Annotated in this window: 16 protein-coding genes and 1 pseudogene; 11 read left to right on the top strand and 6 right to left on the bottom strand. The window is 71.3% G+C overall.

Annotated elements, in window-relative coordinates; translation table 11 throughout:
- The first annotated feature begins 726 nt into the window (after positions 1–726).
- The 5 genes from aceB to ACNAW0_RS27875 are packed head-to-tail and all read left to right on the top strand — an operon-like array spanning position 727 to position 6,888.
- Positions 727–2,310, top strand: a complete 1,584-nt coding sequence (aceB, locus tag ACNAW0_RS27895; protein ID WP_416291002.1) for a malate synthase A — start codon at positions 727–729, stop codon at positions 2,308–2,310.
- A gap of 25 nt (positions 2,311–2,335) precedes the next feature.
- The gene (locus ACNAW0_RS27890; RefSeq protein ID WP_416291001.1) at positions 2,336–3,808 is read left to right on the top strand and encodes an FAD-linked oxidase C-terminal domain-containing protein; all 1,473 of its coding nucleotides are present in this window, start codon (positions 2,336–2,338) and stop codon (positions 3,806–3,808) included.
- Entirely contained in the window at positions 3,808–5,064 is a 1,257-nt protein-coding gene (locus ACNAW0_RS27885; protein WP_416291000.1) for an FAD-binding oxidoreductase, read from the top strand. Before ACNAW0_RS27890 ends, ACNAW0_RS27885 begins: the two co-directional genes overlap by 1 nt.
- A gap of 1 nt (position 5,065) precedes the next feature.
- Positions 5,066–6,481, top strand: coding sequence for a (Fe-S)-binding protein (locus ACNAW0_RS27880; protein ID WP_416290999.1), 1,416 nt, complete (start codon positions 5,066–5,068; stop codon positions 6,479–6,481).
- Between the two features lie 41 nt (positions 6,482–6,522).
- A complete protein-coding gene (locus tag ACNAW0_RS27875; RefSeq protein ID WP_416290998.1) occupies positions 6,523–6,888 on the top strand; it encodes a DUF6069 family protein in 366 nt (121 codons plus the stop codon).
- A 65-nt stretch (positions 6,889–6,953) separates the two neighbouring features.
- Here ACNAW0_RS27875 and ACNAW0_RS27870 read toward each other — a convergent pair whose 3' ends face one another.
- Positions 6,954–7,778 (bottom strand): ArsR/SmtB family transcription factor, encoded by an 825-nt coding sequence (locus tag ACNAW0_RS27870; RefSeq protein ID WP_416290997.1) that lies wholly within the window; start codon positions 7,776–7,778, stop codon positions 6,954–6,956.
- Between the two features lie 485 nt (positions 7,779–8,263).
- Here ACNAW0_RS27870 and ACNAW0_RS27865 point away from each other — a divergent pair, with 485 nt between their 5' ends.
- The 4 genes and pseudogenes from ACNAW0_RS27865 to ACNAW0_RS27850 all read left to right on the top strand — a co-directional run bounded on the left by ACNAW0_RS27865 (position 8,264) and on the right by ACNAW0_RS27850 (position 11,343).
- Positions 8,264–8,719: a GNAT family N-acetyltransferase gene (locus ACNAW0_RS27865; protein WP_416290996.1), complete on the top strand. Its 456-nt coding sequence runs from the start codon at positions 8,264–8,266 to the stop codon at positions 8,717–8,719.
- A gap of 446 nt (positions 8,720–9,165) precedes the next feature.
- Positions 9,166–9,375, top strand: a pseudogene (locus ACNAW0_RS27860) (AMP-binding enzyme); the annotation flags it as partial.
- Positions 9,376–9,531: 156 nt separating this feature from the next.
- A complete protein-coding gene (locus ACNAW0_RS27855; RefSeq protein WP_416290995.1) occupies positions 9,532–10,746 on the top strand; it encodes a low temperature requirement protein A in 1,215 nt (404 codons plus the stop codon).
- 162 nt (positions 10,747–10,908) lie between these two features.
- The gene (locus ACNAW0_RS27850) at positions 10,909–11,343 is read left to right on the top strand and encodes a hypothetical protein (RefSeq protein ID WP_416290994.1); all 435 of its coding nucleotides are present in this window, start codon (positions 10,909–10,911) and stop codon (positions 11,341–11,343) included.
- A 351-nt stretch (positions 11,344–11,694) separates the two neighbouring features.
- Here ACNAW0_RS27850 and ACNAW0_RS27845 read toward each other — a convergent pair whose 3' ends face one another.
- Entirely contained in the window at positions 11,695–12,036 is a 342-nt protein-coding gene (locus ACNAW0_RS27845) for a hypothetical protein (RefSeq protein WP_416290993.1), read from the bottom strand.
- Between the two features lie 421 nt (positions 12,037–12,457).
- Positions 12,458–12,835 carry a hypothetical protein gene (locus tag ACNAW0_RS27840; RefSeq protein WP_416290992.1) on the bottom strand — a complete coding sequence of 126 codons (378 nt, stop codon included), beginning with the start codon at positions 12,833–12,835 and terminating at the stop codon, positions 12,458–12,460.
- A gap of 305 nt (positions 12,836–13,140) precedes the next feature.
- Here ACNAW0_RS27840 and ACNAW0_RS27835 point away from each other — a divergent pair, with 305 nt between their 5' ends.
- Both ACNAW0_RS27835 and ACNAW0_RS27830 read left to right on the top strand, forming a co-directional pair.
- Positions 13,141–13,968, top strand: coding sequence for an AMP-binding protein (locus tag ACNAW0_RS27835; protein WP_416290991.1), 828 nt, complete (start codon positions 13,141–13,143; stop codon positions 13,966–13,968).
- Positions 13,969–14,115: 147 nt separating this feature from the next.
- The gene (locus ACNAW0_RS27830; RefSeq protein ID WP_416290990.1) at positions 14,116–14,688 is read left to right on the top strand and encodes an AMP-binding enzyme; all 573 of its coding nucleotides are present in this window, start codon (positions 14,116–14,118) and stop codon (positions 14,686–14,688) included.
- A 31-nt stretch (positions 14,689–14,719) separates the two neighbouring features.
- On the opposite strand, the gene ACNAW0_RS27825 is transcribed toward ACNAW0_RS27830, so the two are convergent.
- From ACNAW0_RS27825 to ACNAW0_RS27815, 3 genes are all read right to left on the bottom strand, one after another.
- Positions 14,720–15,229, bottom strand: coding sequence for a DinB family protein (locus ACNAW0_RS27825; protein ID WP_416290989.1), 510 nt, complete (start codon positions 15,227–15,229; stop codon positions 14,720–14,722).
- A 135-nt stretch (positions 15,230–15,364) separates the two neighbouring features.
- Positions 15,365–15,739 (bottom strand): hypothetical protein, encoded by a 375-nt coding sequence (locus tag ACNAW0_RS27820; RefSeq protein WP_416290988.1) that lies wholly within the window; start codon positions 15,737–15,739, stop codon positions 15,365–15,367.
- Positions 15,724–16,020: a hypothetical protein gene (locus ACNAW0_RS27815; protein WP_416290987.1), complete on the bottom strand. Its 297-nt coding sequence runs from the start codon at positions 16,018–16,020 to the stop codon at positions 15,724–15,726. Before ACNAW0_RS27815 ends, ACNAW0_RS27820 begins: the two co-directional genes overlap by 16 nt.
- Between the last annotated feature and the right edge of the window lie 50 nt (positions 16,021–16,070).

The raw sequence follows: 16,070 nt of genomic DNA, 5'->3' as shown, positions 1-16,070 counted from the left end.
GCCATATCCTCGACCAGGTCGTCCGTGGATTCCTCCAGGCCTAGAACCACCAGGCGACGCCCGGTCGCAGAAAGCGCGGCTCGCAGGTGCTCCACACCGAACCGGGCCAACCGGTCCCTGTGCTCGACCACGATCACCGCCACAGCCGGGTCGACGAGGACCCGCGCAGTCTGCGGCGCTTGCCGTTCAGGCCGGTGCCGACCTCAGTCACGATCTCCGCCACCGCCAGGCCCTGCGCGCTTTGCCCTCCACAACCCGCACGGTCTGCCGGTCCAGGTCACCCTCCTGCTCGCTACAGGACACGCGGCAGTAGCCGACCACGCGACCGGCCGCGGACCGCGCCTCCTGCACGATCCACGTCCCAGACGGCGCCTGACGGACAGGAACGGGCATCTTGCCGTCCTTCACCCACCGCCAGGCTCTCTGATAGGTCACGCCCTGCTCGCGTGCCCAGTCTGACAGCTTCACGCCCCCACAGTACATGGAAATGTCCGACTATGACTGCCGATAAAACCCAGATCTGTTGCCAACCCCTTTGTGTCGCCCGTCCCATTCCGAGGGAGGGCGCTGCCGCTCGTCGTTCGGGACGGACCGCTCGCCGCATCCCGCCGACCGCTCCCGGCGGCTGCGCCGTCGCTCAGGTCGCGTCCGTGAGCAGCGCGACTTACAGTCGGCAGGGACACCACCGGATAGATCGACACACATGTCACGGTGAGGAGCAAGCCGATGACCAGTCCTCCCGGCGTCGAGGTCACGGGCCCGGTCCACCCCCGCTACGACGAGGTCCTCACTCCCGAGGCCCTGGCCTTCCTCGCCGAGCTGCACCGCGCGTTCGAGCCCCACCGGCGCGCGTTGCTGGAGCGGCGCCGCCGCCGGGACGCCGAGCTGGCCACCGGCGCGCTGCTGGACTTCCTGCCCGAGACCCGCGAGATCCGCGAGTCCGACTGGCGGGTCGCCGACCCGGCCCCGGGGCTGGTCGACCGGCGGGTGGAGATCACCGGCCCGACGGACGCCAAGATGACCATCAACGCGCTCAACTCCGGCGCGAAGGTGTGGCTGGCCGACCTCGAGGACGCCAACACCCCGCTCTGGGAGAACGTGGTCTCCGGCCAGCTCAACCTGCGCGACGCCATCGACGGCAAGCTGGAGTTCACCTCACCAGAGGGCAAGCGGTACGCCCTGCACGACAGCGAGCTGGCCACCATCGTGGTCCGCCCCCGCGGCTGGCACCTCAGCGAGAAGCACGTCCTCGTCGACGAGGAGCGCACCTCCGGCAGCCTGGTCGACTTCGGCCTCTACCTCTTCCACTGCGCCCGCCGGCAGCTCGACCGAGGTGCCGGGCCGTACTTCTACCTGCCCAAGATGGAGAGCCACCTCGAGGCGCGCCTGTGGAACGACGTGTTCCTGCTCGCCCAGGACCGGCTCGGCATCCCGCGCGGCACCGTCCGGGCCACCGTGCTGATCGAGACGTTCCCGGCCGCGTTCGAGATGGACGAGATCCTCTACGAGCTGCGCGAACACTCCGCCGGGCTGAACGCCGGCCGGTGGGACTACATGTTCAGCGTGATCAAGAAGTTCCGGACCCGGGGCGCGGACTTCCTGCTGCCCGACCGGAACGCGGTGACCATGACCGTGCCGTTCATGCGCGCGTACACCGAGCTGCTGGTCCACACCTGTCATCGGCGGGGCGCGCACGCCATCGGCGGGATGGCCGCGTTCATCCCCAGCCGGCGTGACCCGCAGGTCAACGAGACCGCCCTCGCGAAGGTCCGCGAGGACAAGACCCGCGAGGCCGGCGACGGCTTCGACGGCTCGTGGGTCGCCCACCCCGACCTGGTGCCGGTCTGCCGGGCGGTCTTCGACCGGGTGCTCGGCGACCGGCCGCACCAGCTCGACCGCGCCCTCGACGAGGTACGGGTCAGCGCCGCCGAGCTGCTCGACGTCCGGTCCACGCCGGGCGGGCACACCGAGGCGGGGCTGCGCAACGCGGTCAGCGTCGGGGTGCAGTACCTCGCCGCCTGGCTGCGCGGCACCGGCGCGGTGGCCATCTTCAACCTGATGGAGGACGCGGCCACCGCGGAGATCTCCCGCAGCCAGGTATGGCAGTGGCTGCACAACGATGTCATCCTCGACGACACCGGCGAGCGGGTCACCCGGGAGCTGGTCGAGCGGATCGCCGACGAGGAGATCGGCAGGCTGCCCGGCGACCCGGGCGACTACGCCGAGGCGCGAGCGCTGTTCATGGCGGTCGCCGTCGCCGACGACTTCGCCGACTTCCTCACCGTGCCCGCGTACGAACGGATGCCCTGAGCGACGACCGACGCGGAGGTGGGCGATGAGCACGACCACGACGGACATCGAGGCTCTCGCCGCCGCCCTGCGGGCCGCGATCGGCGCCGACCGGGTGGTCAGCGACCGGCAGGAGCTGCGCACCTACGAGTGCGACGGGCTGGCGCAGTACAAGGTGGTCCCGGCTCTCGTCGCGCTCCCCGCCGACGCCGGGCAGTGCGCCGCGGTGGTGCGGGCCTGCGTCGCCGCGGGCGCGCCGTTCGTCGCCCGCGGTTCCGGCACCGGGCTGTCCGGCGGGGCGCTGCCGCACGCCGACGGTGTCCTCGTCGTCACCTCGCAGATGCGCGACATCATCGAGATCGCACCCGAGGACGAGCGGGCCGTGGTGCAGCCCGGCGTGATCAATCTGGCGGTCAGCCGGGCCGCGCACCCGCACGGCTACTACTACGCGCCCGACCCGTCCAGCCAGCAGATCTGTTCCATCGGCGGCAACGTCGCGGAGAACTCCGGCGGCGCACACTGCCTCAAGTACGGCTTCACCACCCACCATGTCACCGGGGTGGAGCTGGTCACCCCGGACGGCGAGCGGGTCCGCCTCGGCGGCCGCGCCCCGGACGCCCCCGGCTATGACCTGCTCGGCGCGTTCGTCGGCTCCGAGGGCACCCTCGGCATCGCCACCGAGGTCACCGTGCGGCTGACCCGGCTGCCGGAGGCGGTACGCACGCTGCTCGCCGCGTTCGACACCACCGACCAGGCCGGGGCAGCCACCTCGGCGATCATCGCGGCCGGTGTGGTGCCGGCGGCGGTGGAGATGATGGACGCGCTGGCCATCTCGGCGGCCGAGGCGGCCGTGCACTGTGGCTATCCGGAGGGCGCCGGGGCGGTGCTCATCGTCGAGCTGGACGGCCCGGCGCCCGAGGTGGACGCCCAGTTCGCCCAGGTGGAGGCGCTGTGCCGGGAGAACCGGGCGTTCGAGATCCGGATCGCCGCCGACGAGGCCGAGCGGGCGCTGTTCTGGAAGGGCCGCAAGTCCGCGTTCGCCGCCGTCGGTCGGATCAGCCCCGACTACATCGTCCAGGACGGGGTGATCCCCCGGACCGCCCTGCCCGAGGTGCTGCGCCGCATCGGCGAACTCTCCGCGGAGCACGGCATCCGGGTAGCCAACGTGTTCCACGCCGGCGACGGGAACCTGCACCCCCTGGTCCTCTTCGACGCCGCCGCCGAGGGGCAGGCCGAACGCGCCGAGGAGGTCTCCGGCGCGATCCTCGACCTCTGCGTCACGCACGGCGGCTCGATCACCGGCGAGCACGGCGTCGGCATGGACAAGGCGAAGTTCATGCCCCGCATGTTCACCGCCGACGACCTGGACACCATGCACCTGCTGCGCTGCGCGTTCGACCCGGCCGGGCTGGCCAACCCCGGCAAGGTCTTCCCGACGCCCCGACTCTGCGGCGAGATCCCCGGCCGGCGCAGCGGAGTCCATCCGGCGCAGGAGGCCGGCCTGGCGGAGGCGTTCTGATGCCCGCCGACCGGATCCTCGACCGCCTCCGCGCCGCGGGTCACCCCGCCGATTCGGTCCGGGTGGCGGGGGAGGGTGACAGCATCGCCGGGGTACCGGCCCGGTACGTCGCCGTCCCGCGCGACACCGCCCAGGCCGCCGCGCTGCTGCGCGCCGCCGCCGAACTCGACCTCGCCGTCACGTTCCGCGGCGGCGGCACCAGACAGGACTGGGGCAACCCACCCCGCCGGCTTGACCTGATCCTCGACACCACCGCCCTCGCCGGGGTGGTCGAGCACGCCGCCGGCGACCTGATCACCGTGGTCCGGGCCGGCACCCGCCTCGACACCCTGGCGTCCGTCCTGGCCGGCGCCGGGCAGCAGCTCGCCTTGGACGCGCCGCTGCCCGGCGGCACCGTCGGTGGCGCCGTCGCCACCAACGCCGCCGGTCCGCGCCGGATGCTCTACGGCACCCCGCGCGACCTGCTCATCGGCGTCACCCTGGTCCGTGCCGACGGGGTGGTGGCGCGCGCCGGCGGCAAGGTGGTCAAGAACGTCGCCGGTTACGACCTGGGCAAGCTCGTCACCGGGGCGTACGGCACGCTCGGGCTGGTCACCGAGGCCGCGTTCCGGCTGCACCCGCTGCCGGCGGCGGCCGCGTACGTCGCCCGCCCGGTCGACGACCTCGTCGAGGCGGGCCGGCTCGCCGCCACCGTACGCGGGGCGCAGCTCGTGCCGGCCGCGCTGGAGGTGGACGCCCCGCCCGACGGCCCGGCCACGATGACCGTGCTGCTGGAGGGCGCCCCCGCCGGCGTGGCCGTCCGGGCCGACGCCGCCCGCCGGCTGCTGGGCGTCGGCGCCACCGTCACCAGCGGGCCTCCCGACGGCTGGGGACACCCGCCCTGGCGGCCCGGCGACATCGGGCTGAGGCTGACCGCCGCGCTGTCCGGCGTACCCCGGCTGCTCGCCGACGCCCGCGCGGCGGCCGAACGGCACGGGCTGCCCCTCGCCCTGCGTGGCTCGGCCGGCGTCGGCGTCCTCTACGCCGGCCTGCCCGGCACCGCCGACCCGGAGGCGGTCGCCGGCCTGGTCGACGCGCTGCGCGCGGCCACCGCGGCGGCGGCCGGGCACACCGTGGTCCTCACCGCGCCTGCGCCGGTCCGGCAAAGGGTCGACCTGTGGGGGCCGGTCGACGGCCTCGCGCTGATGCGCCGGGTCAAGCAGCGGTTCGACCCGGACGCCCGACTGGCGCCCGGCCGGTTCGTGGGAGGCATCTGACTTGAGCGCCCCCCAGCAGCCCGGGAACTCCCCGGTCACCTCGCCCGGCGGCAGCCACCCTGCCGGCGTCCCGCACGACGTGCTCGCCGCAGCCGCCCGTACGCCCGGCCCCGGCGCCTTCGACACGCACCACCCGCCCGACGCGGCGCTCATCGCCGACTGCGTCCACTGCGGCTTCTGCCTGCCCACCTGCCCCACGTACGTGCTGTGGGGCGAGGAGACAGACTCGCCGCGGGGACGCATCCACCTGATGAAGCAGGGCCTGGAGGGCGAGCCGCTGACCGACTCCATGGTCACCCACTTCGACCGCTGCCTCGGCTGCATGTCCTGCGTCACCGCCTGCCCCTCCGGGGTGCGCTACGACCGGCTGATCTCCGACACCCGGCAGCAGGTGGAACGCCGGCACCCGCGCGGCCCCCGGGACCGGGCGCTGCGCGCGGCGATCTTCGCGCTCTTCCCCCATCCGAAGCGGCTGCGGCTGCTACGCGGGCCGCTGCGCGCGTACCGGGCCAGCGGGCTGCGGGAGCTGGTTCGACGTACCGGGCTGCTGCCCCGGCTGGCGCCTACGCTCGCGGCCCTGGACGCCCTCACCCCGCCGCTGCGCCGGCCGCCGCGGTTGCCTGCCCGGGTGCCCGCCGTCGGCGCCCGGCGGGCCGTGGTCGGCATGCTCACCGGCTGCGTGCAGCGCGCGTTCTTCCCCGAGGTCAACGCCGCCACCGTCCGGGTGCTCGCCGCCGAGGGCTGCGAGGTGGTGATCCTGCCCGACCGGCAGGGCTGCTGCGGCGCGCTCAGCGTGCACAACGGACGCGACGCGGAGGCCCGCCGGTTCGCCCGGCGGATGCTCGACACGTTCGCCGCCGCCGGGATCGACTACTTCGTGGTCAACGCGGCCGGCTGCGGCTCCACCCTGAAGGAGTACGGCGACCTGCTCCGCGACGAGCCGCGCTACGCCGCGCTCGCCGCCGACTTCGCCGGCAAGGTACGCGACCTGTCCGAACTCCTCGTCGAGCTGGGTCCGGTCGCCCCCCGGCACCCGTTGCCGGTGACCGTCGCGTACCACGACGCCTGCCACCTGGCCCACGCCCAGGGGGTCCGCGACCAGCCGCGCCGGCTGCTGCGCGCCATCCCCGGGCTGGAGCTGCGGGAGATCGCCGACCCGGAGCTGTGCTGCGGCTCGGCGGGCGTGTGGAACGTGCTCCACCCCGGGCCGGCTGCCGAACTCGGCGACCGCAAGGCCCGGACCGTGCTGGCCACCGGGGCGCGGCTGCTCGTCACCGCCAACCCCGGTTGCCTCATGCAGGTCGCCGCCTCGGTGGCCCGCGCCGGCGGCCACCTCGCGCTGGCCCACACCGTCCAGGTCCTCGACGCCTCGATCCGCGGACTGGACGTCGAGGAGCTGCTCCACCAGACGCGCTGAGGTGACCCAGGTTCGACCAGTTCACCGTCGGCTGGAGCCTGGTGCTGCTGATCATGTGCGTGCTGGTCGCCGCCGCCACCCTGGTCGTCTGGATCGCCGCCGTCTCCGTCGCCGGGGTGGACCTGGTAGCCGGCAGCGGCGGAACGGATCAGCCGGTCACCCCGGTCGCGGTCGGCGTCACCACCCTGCTGGCCGGCCTGGCCAGCAGGGCGCTGCTCGCCCTGCTGAGCGGTTCATCACCCGGGCCCGGGCCGTCTGGCTCGGCATCGCCGTGGTCGTGCTGCTGGTGTCGCTGCTCGGGCCGCTCGTCGGGAGTGGGTACGGCGGCGACGGAGACGCTGGTCGCGATGCACCTGGTGGCCGCCGCCGTCCTCGTGCCGATGCTGGTCCGTACCGCCGGCCGCTGACCCACCGGTGCCCGAGTCGGGGCTGCCGCGACGGGGGTGGGCAACCCCGACCCGGCCGGGCGTGGTCAGCCGGCCGGCACCGGCGCCGGCAGCGGCTCGCCGGTCTCCAGCAGACTCTTCAGGCTGGCCAGCAGTTCCGGCCAGCCGCCGCTGCCGTCGAGCTGTCCGCTGATCGCCCGGTGCATCTCGCTGTCGGGGGAGAAGTCGTCGTGGGTCACGGTCAGCCGGACCACGTCGCCGTACAGGGCAAGGTCGAAGGTGACCTTGGACCGCCGCTCGCCGAGCCGGGCCGCCAGCTCCTCCTCCGACCAGCCGAAATGCGCGGCGTGCTCGGGCTGGAAGCCGTGCCAGCTGTAGGACAGCCGGCGGTACGGCTTCGCCACCAGGACCCGCTGGCCGAGGTCCTTCGGCTCGGCGTCGGGGGAGTCCTGCCAGAGCACCGGCGACCCGACCCGCCAGTCGGAGACCAGCGCCGCCCCGCCCCAGTAGCGGCGGGTGAACTCCGGCTCGATCAGCGCCCGCCAGAGCCGCTCCGGCGTGGTCCGGATGTAGGTGGTGTACACGAACGTGGGGTTCTCCATGGGCTCCCGCTCCAATGCTGTCTGCAGGTCGGCGAGGGCACGCGCCCGTTCCCGGTGGTAGCGGCCGATCCAGCGGTCGGCGACGGCGTTGATCGGCGCCGCGTTGAGGTGGTGCAGCTTCTCGCGCCCCCGTCGCGTCGTGGTCACCAACCCGGCCGCCTCCAGCACCGCGAGGTGCTTGCTCACCGACTGCCGGGTCATGTCGAGCCCGGCGCAGAGTTCGCGCAGGCTCTGTCCGTTGCGGACGTTGAGGCTGTCGAGCAGCCGGCGACGGCTCGGGTCCGCCAGCGCCCGGAACACCTCGTCCACCGCTCACCCGCCCTCGATAAAGGCAGCCGCAAGGTTGCCTTTCCACACCATAGGCAGCTGGACGGCTGCCTGTCCATGAGGCGGCCGGATCGCCGCTTTGGAACTAGCCTCCTAGGACGCCTTGCGGGGTGTGGGCCTGCTCTACTGGTGAGGCCGCCTATTCAACTGCGGTAGCAGATCAGAGCACAGGCCAGGCGCAGGAATCCGAGGAAGTGGGAAGCCTTGCGCTCGTAGCGGCGGACCAGGCGCCGGTACCGGGTGGTCCATTCAAGGCAGCGTTCGATGACGTAGCGGTGCCGACCGGGATGCGGCTGACCGCCTTCCCGAACCGGGGCGACGACCGCAGGCCGAGAACGCAAGGCGTTGAATCGGTCGACGGCACGACGGGTACGTGTTCGTATGCGCGTAACGGTAGGGTCGCCGTGGTCCGGCGGCCCCGAACTGAGAGTGCGAGCGGGTGCTTTCGACTCGGTAGGTTGTCGGTCATGGCGGACGTATGGCTGGAGCCGATGACCGAGGAGCAGTACAAACCGTGGCGGGCCGAGGCCGAGGCGCACTACGCGCAGAGCGTCGCCGCGTCGGGCCAGTCGGCGCAGGACGCGGCCCGCAACGCCGCCGACACCTACGCGCAGCTGCTTCCCGACGAGTCCGCCACCCCTGACCACCATTTCTGGTACGCCTACGACGGCGACCGCCGGGTCGGTTTCCTCTGGGTCAAAGTCACCCACGACACCGCGTTCGTCTACAACGTCGCCGTCGAACCCGACGTACGCCGCCAGGGCTACGGCCGCGCGATCATGCAGGCCGCCGAGCGCTGGTGCCACGACAACGCGCTGACCAGAATCGGTCTCCACGTCTTCGCCCACAACACCGGCGCCCGAGCCCTCTACGAGCAGCTGGGCTTCACCGAGACCGGCCGCAACATGGCCAAAGACCTGTGACCGGGATGTGTGGCCACCTGGGTGGCGCGTCCAGCCGAATCCGAATAGCGATCGGGGCTATTGGTATTCGAAAAACTGAGCCCACCCGATTGAGTCTGTAGTACCTCGTTCCAGTCGGAAGGAAGTGAAACTTCCGCAGGACGGGCAGCGCCGCTGTCATCAGGCCTCCCGGACTGGTGAGATCGCCTATTTAACTGTCGCCAGTTCTCTTGGTGAAGCGGTGCGGAGCAGGCGTGATTCTCACGGTCTGTGGTCGCCGGGGGCGTAGTTCGACCAGGCGGGGCCAGCTCCGGCTGCGAGGCGGACCGCGCGGATCGTGGCGCGGCTGCCCGTCGACGTCGCCGGCTGGCATCGGCGCCGCGACCGGCGACCTGGCAGCCCGCCCATGAACGCTGGCGCAACATGCCGGTACCGGGCTAAACAAACGGAGAGCCCTGCGACCATGGCCGTTGGCCACGGTGGTGCTCCGCGAGGGGGCGACCGCGTCCGCCGAGGACTTGCGCGAGTTCCTCGGTGCCCGGGTCGCTCATTGGCAGTTGCCCGAGCGGTGGGCGTTCACCGAGGCGGTGCCGAAGACTTCGGTGGGGAAGTTCGACAGAAAGCGGGTCCGTGCCCGGTACGCCGACGGCGACCTGCCGGTCACCATGGTCGGCTGAGGTACGGAACGCGGCGTAGGCCGCCCCGGGCGCTTCGGGTGGACCGCCTACCACTTCCTTGCCAGCCGCATTTGCTTTCGCGGGTTGTGGCGGCCCTCGTTTCCCAGGTGCGCTACGACTGCCTGAGCGGGACGGCACCCCGCGGACGGGTGGATCATGCTGGGAGAACCGAAGAAGCTGCGGCCCAAGGGCGAGGCGACGGGGCGCGCCTCGTTCCTGGAGCTCTTCTTCGACCTGATCTTCGTCTTCGCGCTGACCCAGGTGGTGTCCCGGGGCGTGGAGAACCTCGACATGGCTCCTGGCGTGCACGACTTCGGCCTGAACGTGGTCAACGCCGCCAAGGTGATTTTCCTGCTGCTCGCCCTCTGGGCGGTCTGGCAGGGCACCGCCTGGACGACCAGCCGGTACGACCCGTACCAGCCGATGGTCCAGCTCGTCGTGCTGATCGCGCTGCTGGCCAGCATGGTGATGGGAGCGGGGACCCTGCGCGCCTTTCGCGACGCCGGGCCCACCTTCGTGGCTGGTTATGTGATCGCTCAGGTGAGCCGGCCGCTGCTGCTCGCCATAGCGCTGCGCGGCGACGAGCGGCAGCGACTCAAGGTGCGGATGTTGATCACCTACGCGGCGACGGCGGTTCTGTGGATCCTCGGCGTCCTGTTCGCGCGGTCCGGAACTCGGTTGTTCTTCTGGGGGCCAGCCTTGGCCATCGAGTATCTGGCCAACCGGTTCGGTTGGCCGGTGCCCGGCCTCGGTCGCTCGACTCCCGCCCAATGGTCCATCGCCGGCGCGCATTTGGCCGAGCGGTACCAGCAGTTCTTCCTCGTGGCTCTCGGCGAGGTGGTGCTGGTCACCGGGCTGACCTACGTGAGCGACGGGCGTGACCTGGCGTCGACGGTGGCCTTCGCGGTCGCCGTGGGAAAGTCGATCCTGATCTGGCGGATCTACTTCTACCGCGCCGGCCAGATCCTCGCCGAGGCGGTCAAAGCGAGCCCGGCTCCGGCACGCATCGGGCGGTCCGCCGCCGATTCCCACATGATCATGATCGCCGGTGTCATCACCATGGCGATCGGCTACGAGCTGGCGATCGCCCATCCGCTCGGGCATGCCGCAGCCGTTTGGACCGCGGCGATCCTCGCTGGGCCGGCCGTGTACATGGTGGGCCGGTCCCGCTTCGAGCACGAGGTGTTCGGTCGAATATCCCCATCCCGGCTGGTCGCCATCGGTGCGCTGGTCCTGCTCTTCCCGGCGCTGCTCTGGGCGCCGCCGCTGGTCGTGCTGGCCGCAGCCGGGGTCGTGCTGGCCGGGGTGGCCCTCGCCGATGCGAGGCGGGCGTGGGGCAAGCCGCCCGAGCCACCGGCGCCGCCGGTCTGACGGGTTGCGCACCGGCCGGCCGCCGGTGCGCCACGCGGGGCGGGGGCACGGTCGGCCGCCTGGCTGTCGTGTTGATCGCGATGGCCCTGCCGGGCTCGGCGTCGGCGGCGTCGTCGTGGGCGGGTCTCGCGGCGCCTACGGTGACTCCCGGGGGTCATCGGGGTGTTCGACTTCAGCGTCCGGCAGGCGTCCAACGGCCAGCGGCCGCGCTGGCGGAACCTGCTGATCTGGGACTACGGGCCGACGGTCATTCCGCAGGAGTTCACCAACAACTGCCGGATCAACCAGGCCGGCGCGCACGGCTACTGCGGGCAGAACCCGTTCTTCTTCGGCGATGTCAGCTCGGCGACCTGGCGCAGCTGGCGGCCCAGCGAGACCGGCTACTACTCCAACAGCAGCCTCACCTCCGACAGCAGCCAGTACCACGATGATCACTACGGGTCTTTCATGGCCTCTGGGTACAGCTACATCTTCTGCGCCAGCATGATCCACACCGGCCGGTGGGATCGAACAGGCGGCACGCTACGGGTCACCTACCACGAAGATCAATTGACCTTAGCGTTGGTTTTCGTTGGAAGCGACGGGCGGGCCGTGTGACGCTCACGGGCGACATCGTGGCGGACAAGTGCCCTGTATCGCCGAAGGTTGCGAGTGTCAGAATTACTCTGCGAGTCGAACCTGGGCTCCGGCCGGCTCGGGCTAACGAGCCCGATGGTTACCTTCTCGGCTCGTACCGCATCGCCACCGCCCCCGAGGCGAACCCCAGCCGGCTCACGAGCTTTAAGTCGACATACTTCGATAGGCCCGCGAACAATCTCGGCCCGTGGCCCGCTAGTCGGGGCTGGACCACGAACTCGTACTCATCGATCAATCCCAGCTCCGCCAACGCCAGCGGGAGCTGCACGCCCTGACACGAACAGTCCCCTACCCGACTCCCGCTTGAGCTGCTCAACGTTGCCCAGATCCCCGCGCACAAGCTCCGCGTTCCAATCGACCCGCTTCCAGAGCGCTCGACACGACATACTTCTTCGCCGCGTCAATCGTCCGGGCGAAGGGTTCCATCCAATCAGGTCTCGACCCCGTCGGCGCCGGCGGCCGCCACGCTGCCTCCATCAGCTCGTACATCACCCGGCCAAAGAGAAGTGCATCGGCCTGGGCGAGGTTCTCGGTGTGGTGACGATGCAAGTCTTCGTCCGCGGGAATTGCACGGTGATCGCAGCACCCGTCCAATGTGACGTTGATGGAATACCGAAGAGGTCGCATTTCGCTCGCCTCGTCGCGTGTGGTCATGAGCGTGGTCTCCTCGTGGCTGGCGGATCCGGTCCGATGAGGGACGAACACCACAAGCGGTGCGTCGCCCCGGTTGCGGCCAGCAGCATACGGGGCGCTGCCCCGGTTATGCCGGACGCGGACTTTGGCCCCGACGCAGGTACGTGCGGTCTGCCGGTATGGCTTCGAGAAAGAGAAAAACGCGGCTCACCATCTCCACCAAAGGTCGGATTCGGAGCTTCACTGACCCCGGTCAGCTCCTCGACGCGCATCGCCTGAAGGCACCATGATCCAGTAAATTCGCAAGGTAAGTCTGACCAGAATCCGAGCCCCCGCCAGCCCGATACCTTGCGAGCAGCACGTCAAGAAATCGACCGCTCGCAACCTTCACCTGGATCGGACAACAAGCGGGAGGTCCTCACCACCGAGCGTGCGTCCGGGGTCATCGCACCGGGACGGGTGTGCCGAGCCGGCCGTCGCGCACCTCGCGACCGGCGAGCGGTTGGTCCAGCCGGATCCGGACAGCCCGGGTCTCGGCGAGGTCACCGCCCGACCACGACCAGCGCGAGGGCTGACGCATCGAGACGTACAGGACGACTGTGCCGGCGTCCTCCTGCGCGGTGACCCGGTGCAGCACGAAGTCGGGGTGGGTCTCGACGAGCGCCATGATCACGCGGGGATCATCGGTACGATCGTACGCCTGGACGGCGACCCCCTCGGAGGGCGGCTGGAGCAGGTCGCGGGCCACCGGCACCGCTCCGATCGCGAGCACGGCGAGAAGAACGAGGGCACCAGCCCGGGGTCGCCGCCACCGCTTCATCGCCGCCTCCTAGGGGAGCAGTCCAGCCCGGCGGGCCGGGACCACGACTTCCAACCGGGTGTGCGCCCCAGTTTGCGCATCGCCGACGTACCTCACCCGAGGATCAGCCTACTGCGCGCGGCACCCTCCCTTTCGCCGTGCGTTCAGGCAAAGGAAGGACACCCCCCATGCCCACCGCCGGCATCGACGCCTTCCGCGCGGCGCGCGACTTCCTGCTCGTGCAACGGGAGGACCACGAGATCGCGTACGAGAAGTTCCGCTGGCCGTGACTGGACGAGTTCAACTGGGCGCTGGACTGGTTCGACGTGCTCGCCGAAGGCAACGACACCACCGCACTGTGGATCGTCGAGGCGGACAGGGGAGAGGAATGCTGGTCGTACGCCGAGCTGTTCCGCCGTTCGAACCGGGTGGCGAACTGGCTGCGGGCGCGGGGGGCCCGGGCCGGGGACCGGCTGGTTCTTGTGCTGGGCAACCAGCTCGAACTCTGGGAGACGATCCTGGCGGCGATCAAACTGGGCGCGGTGATCATCCCGGCGACGCCGCTGCTCGGCCCGGCGGACCTGGCCGACCGGCTGACGCGCGGCGCGGCGCGGCACGTGGTGGCCGGGGCGGAGCACACCGGCAAGTTCGCCGAGGTGCCCGGCGACTACACCCGGATCTCGGTCGGCGATCCGGTCGACCGCTGGCACGCCTACGCCGCGGCGTACGGCGAGTCGGACGAGTTCACGCCCGACGGGGTGACCCGGGCGGACGACCTGTTGTTGCTCTACTTCACCTCGGGCATCACCTCCCGGCCGAAGCTGGTCGAGCACACCCACGTGTCGTACCCGGTGGGGCACCTGTCCACCATGTACTGGATTGGGCTGCGTCCCGGCGACGTGCATCTCAACATCTCCTCGCCGGGCTGGGCCAAGCACGCCTGGAGCAACGTGTTCGCGCCCTGGAACGCGGGCGCGACGGTCTTCGTCTACAACTACTCCCGCTTCGACCCGACGGGCCTGATGGCGGCGATGGACCGGTGCAGGGTGACCAGCTTCTGCGCGTCGCCGACGGTGTGGCGGATGCTCATCCAGGCGGACCTGACCCAGCTGGGCACCCGCCGCGCAGCCTGGTGGGCGCCGGGGAGCCGTTGAACCCGGAGGTGATCGAGCAGGTCGAGGCGGCCTGGGGGTTGACCGTCCGGGACGGGTACGGGCAGACCGAGACCACCGCGCAGATCGGCAACCCGCCCGGGCAGTCGGTGCAGCCGGGTTCGATGGGGACGTCCACTGCCCGGGTACGTGGTGACCCTGGTCGACCCGGTGACCGGCGAACCCGGGAACGACGGGGAGGTCTGCCTCGACCTGGCGCACCGGCCGGTCACGCTGATGGTCGCCTACCACGGCGACGAGGAGCTGACCGCCACCGCGATGCGGGACGGCTACTACCACACCGGCGACATCGCATCCCGGGACGCCGACGGCTACCTGACGTACGTGGGGCGCACCGACGACGTGTTCAAGGCGTCGGACTACCGGGTCTCCCCGTTCGCGCTGGAGAGCGTGCTACTGGAGCACGAGGCGGTGGCGGAGGCGGCGGTGGTGCCGTCGCCGGACCCGGTGCGGCTGGCGGTGCCGAAGGCGTACGTGGTGCTGGCCCCGGGCTGGCAGGCGGACGAGAAGACCGCCGCGGTGATCTTCGCCCACTCGCGGGAGCGGCTGGCGCCGTACCTGCGGGTGCGGCGGCTGGACTTTGCCGAGCTGCCGAGGACCATCTCGGGCAAAATCCGCCGGACCGAGCTGCGCGCCGCCGAGCGGGACAAGTACGCCAGGGCGCGGCCGGCCGGCGAGTACCGCGAGGAGGACTTCCGGTGAACCTCGCGTCGTCGGGCGACCGGAACGCCGATTACTCCCCGGTGCGCCCGTCGACCAGTTCGCGGACGATGTCGAGGTGACCGGCGTGCCGGGCGTACTCCTGGAGGACGTGGAAGAGGATCGCGGCGAGGGCGGGCCGGCTGGCCTCGTCGGTGAACCGGCCGCCCAGCGCGGCGGGCGTGGTCAGCGGGTTGGCCTCGACGATCTCCCGGGTCCGTTCCCCGCCCTGGCGCAGGGCGGCCACCAGGTCGGCCACGGTCTCCTCCGGGGCGACGTGCCAGCGGTCGTGGGCGCGGTCGCCCCACGGGTCCGGCACCGGTTCACCGAGGAACCCCCAGACCAGCCAGCGCCGCTCCATGAAGGTCACGTGCTTCACCAGTTCGACCGGCGCCCAGCCGGAGGGCACCCGGGAGGTGCGGGCCTGCGCGTCGGTCAGCCCGGCGAGCCGGTCGCCGACGGTGTCCCGGTAGTAGTCGAGATAGGTGAGGAAGAGGGCGGGCGCGTCCGAGGACGGGCCGGGCTCCGGGAACGGTACGCGCATGCCGGGCAGTATGCCGCGCGCTGCCGACGACATCGGCGCGCGGCGGCATACTGCCGCCTGTGATGTTCGACTTCCCCGAGTACGCCACGGCGCTCGAAGACGAGGAGTGCCCCGGCCCGATGTACGTCTGGTCGGTCATCCCGCTCGACTGATGTCCGGCGCCCGGTGTACCGGGTGGGCGCCGCCGGCAGCACCAATGAGCGGATGCCGGTGGCGCGCCGGCCTAGCGCGGGCCTTACGCCCGTCGGCCGTTGGCGTGAGAGTCGGCGCTGTCTCCGGCTCCGCCCCGGGCGCCACCTCGGTTCCCCGCAACCCCCGGGTGAGTGCCACGGTGGCCAGGAGTGATAGCCCGGCCATCGCCGCCACGGCCCAGTTGGCCGGTAGCCGGTCGGCGATCACCCCGGCCAGCGCCGCGAACGCTGCCTGGCCGGCCATCATCCCGTTCTGGTGCAGGCCGAGCACCTGCCCCCGCACCTGCTGCGGTGAGTGGGCGATCAGCCGCTCCTGCAACGGCAGCGACGCGGCGATGCCGGCCGAGGCGACCAGCGTCGCATCGCCAGCGGCAGCGCGGGGTGCAACGCGAAGGCGAGGTAGGGCAGGGCGAGCAGCAACCGCAGCGGCCGGATGGACCACGCCCGTTGGGCCGGGGTGAGGAACCGTCCCACCACCACGTCGCCGGCGAGCATGCCGAGGGCGCCCGCAGCGAACAGGAAGCCGACCCACTCCCCGGCGTACGGGATGAACAGTGCCTCGCAGCCCACCACGAGGCCGTTGGGTACCCACAGGTTCAATTGACATCCTCCCCCGCCTAAAGCTCAAGGGCGGGAGATTCCCGCTTCCA

Source organism: Micromonospora sp. SL1-18 (assembly GCF_047921505.1).
Lineage (GTDB): Bacteria > Actinomycetota > Actinomycetes > Mycobacteriales > Micromonosporaceae > Micromonospora.
This window is presented reverse-complemented; position numbering and strand designations above follow the sequence as displayed.

Coding starts and splice junctions, on each gene's coding strand:
- aceB (WP_416291002.1), top strand. CDS start 727: ATGACCAGTCCTCCCGGCGTCGAGGTCACGGGCCCGGTCCACCCCCGC.
- ACNAW0_RS27890 (WP_416291001.1), top strand. CDS start 2,336: ATGAGCACGACCACGACGGACATCGAGGCTCTCGCCGCCGCCCTGCGG.
- ACNAW0_RS27885 (WP_416291000.1), top strand. CDS start 3,808: ATGCCCGCCGACCGGATCCTCGACCGCCTCCGCGCCGCGGGTCACCCC.
- ACNAW0_RS27865 (WP_416290996.1), top strand. CDS start 8,264: ATGGCGGACGTATGGCTGGAGCCGATGACCGAGGAGCAGTACAAACCG.
- ACNAW0_RS27855 (WP_416290995.1), top strand. CDS start 9,532: ATGCTGGGAGAACCGAAGAAGCTGCGGCCCAAGGGCGAGGCGACGGGG.
- ACNAW0_RS27845 (WP_416290993.1), bottom strand. CDS start 12,036: ATGACCACACGCGACGAGGCGAGCGAAATGCGACCTCTTCGGTATTCC.
- ACNAW0_RS27840 (WP_416290992.1), bottom strand. CDS start 12,835: ATGAAGCGGTGGCGGCGACCCCGGGCTGGTGCCCTCGTTCTTCTCGCC.
- ACNAW0_RS27825 (WP_416290989.1), bottom strand. CDS start 15,229: ATGCGCGTACCGTTCCCGGAGCCCGGCCCGTCCTCGGACGCGCCCGCC.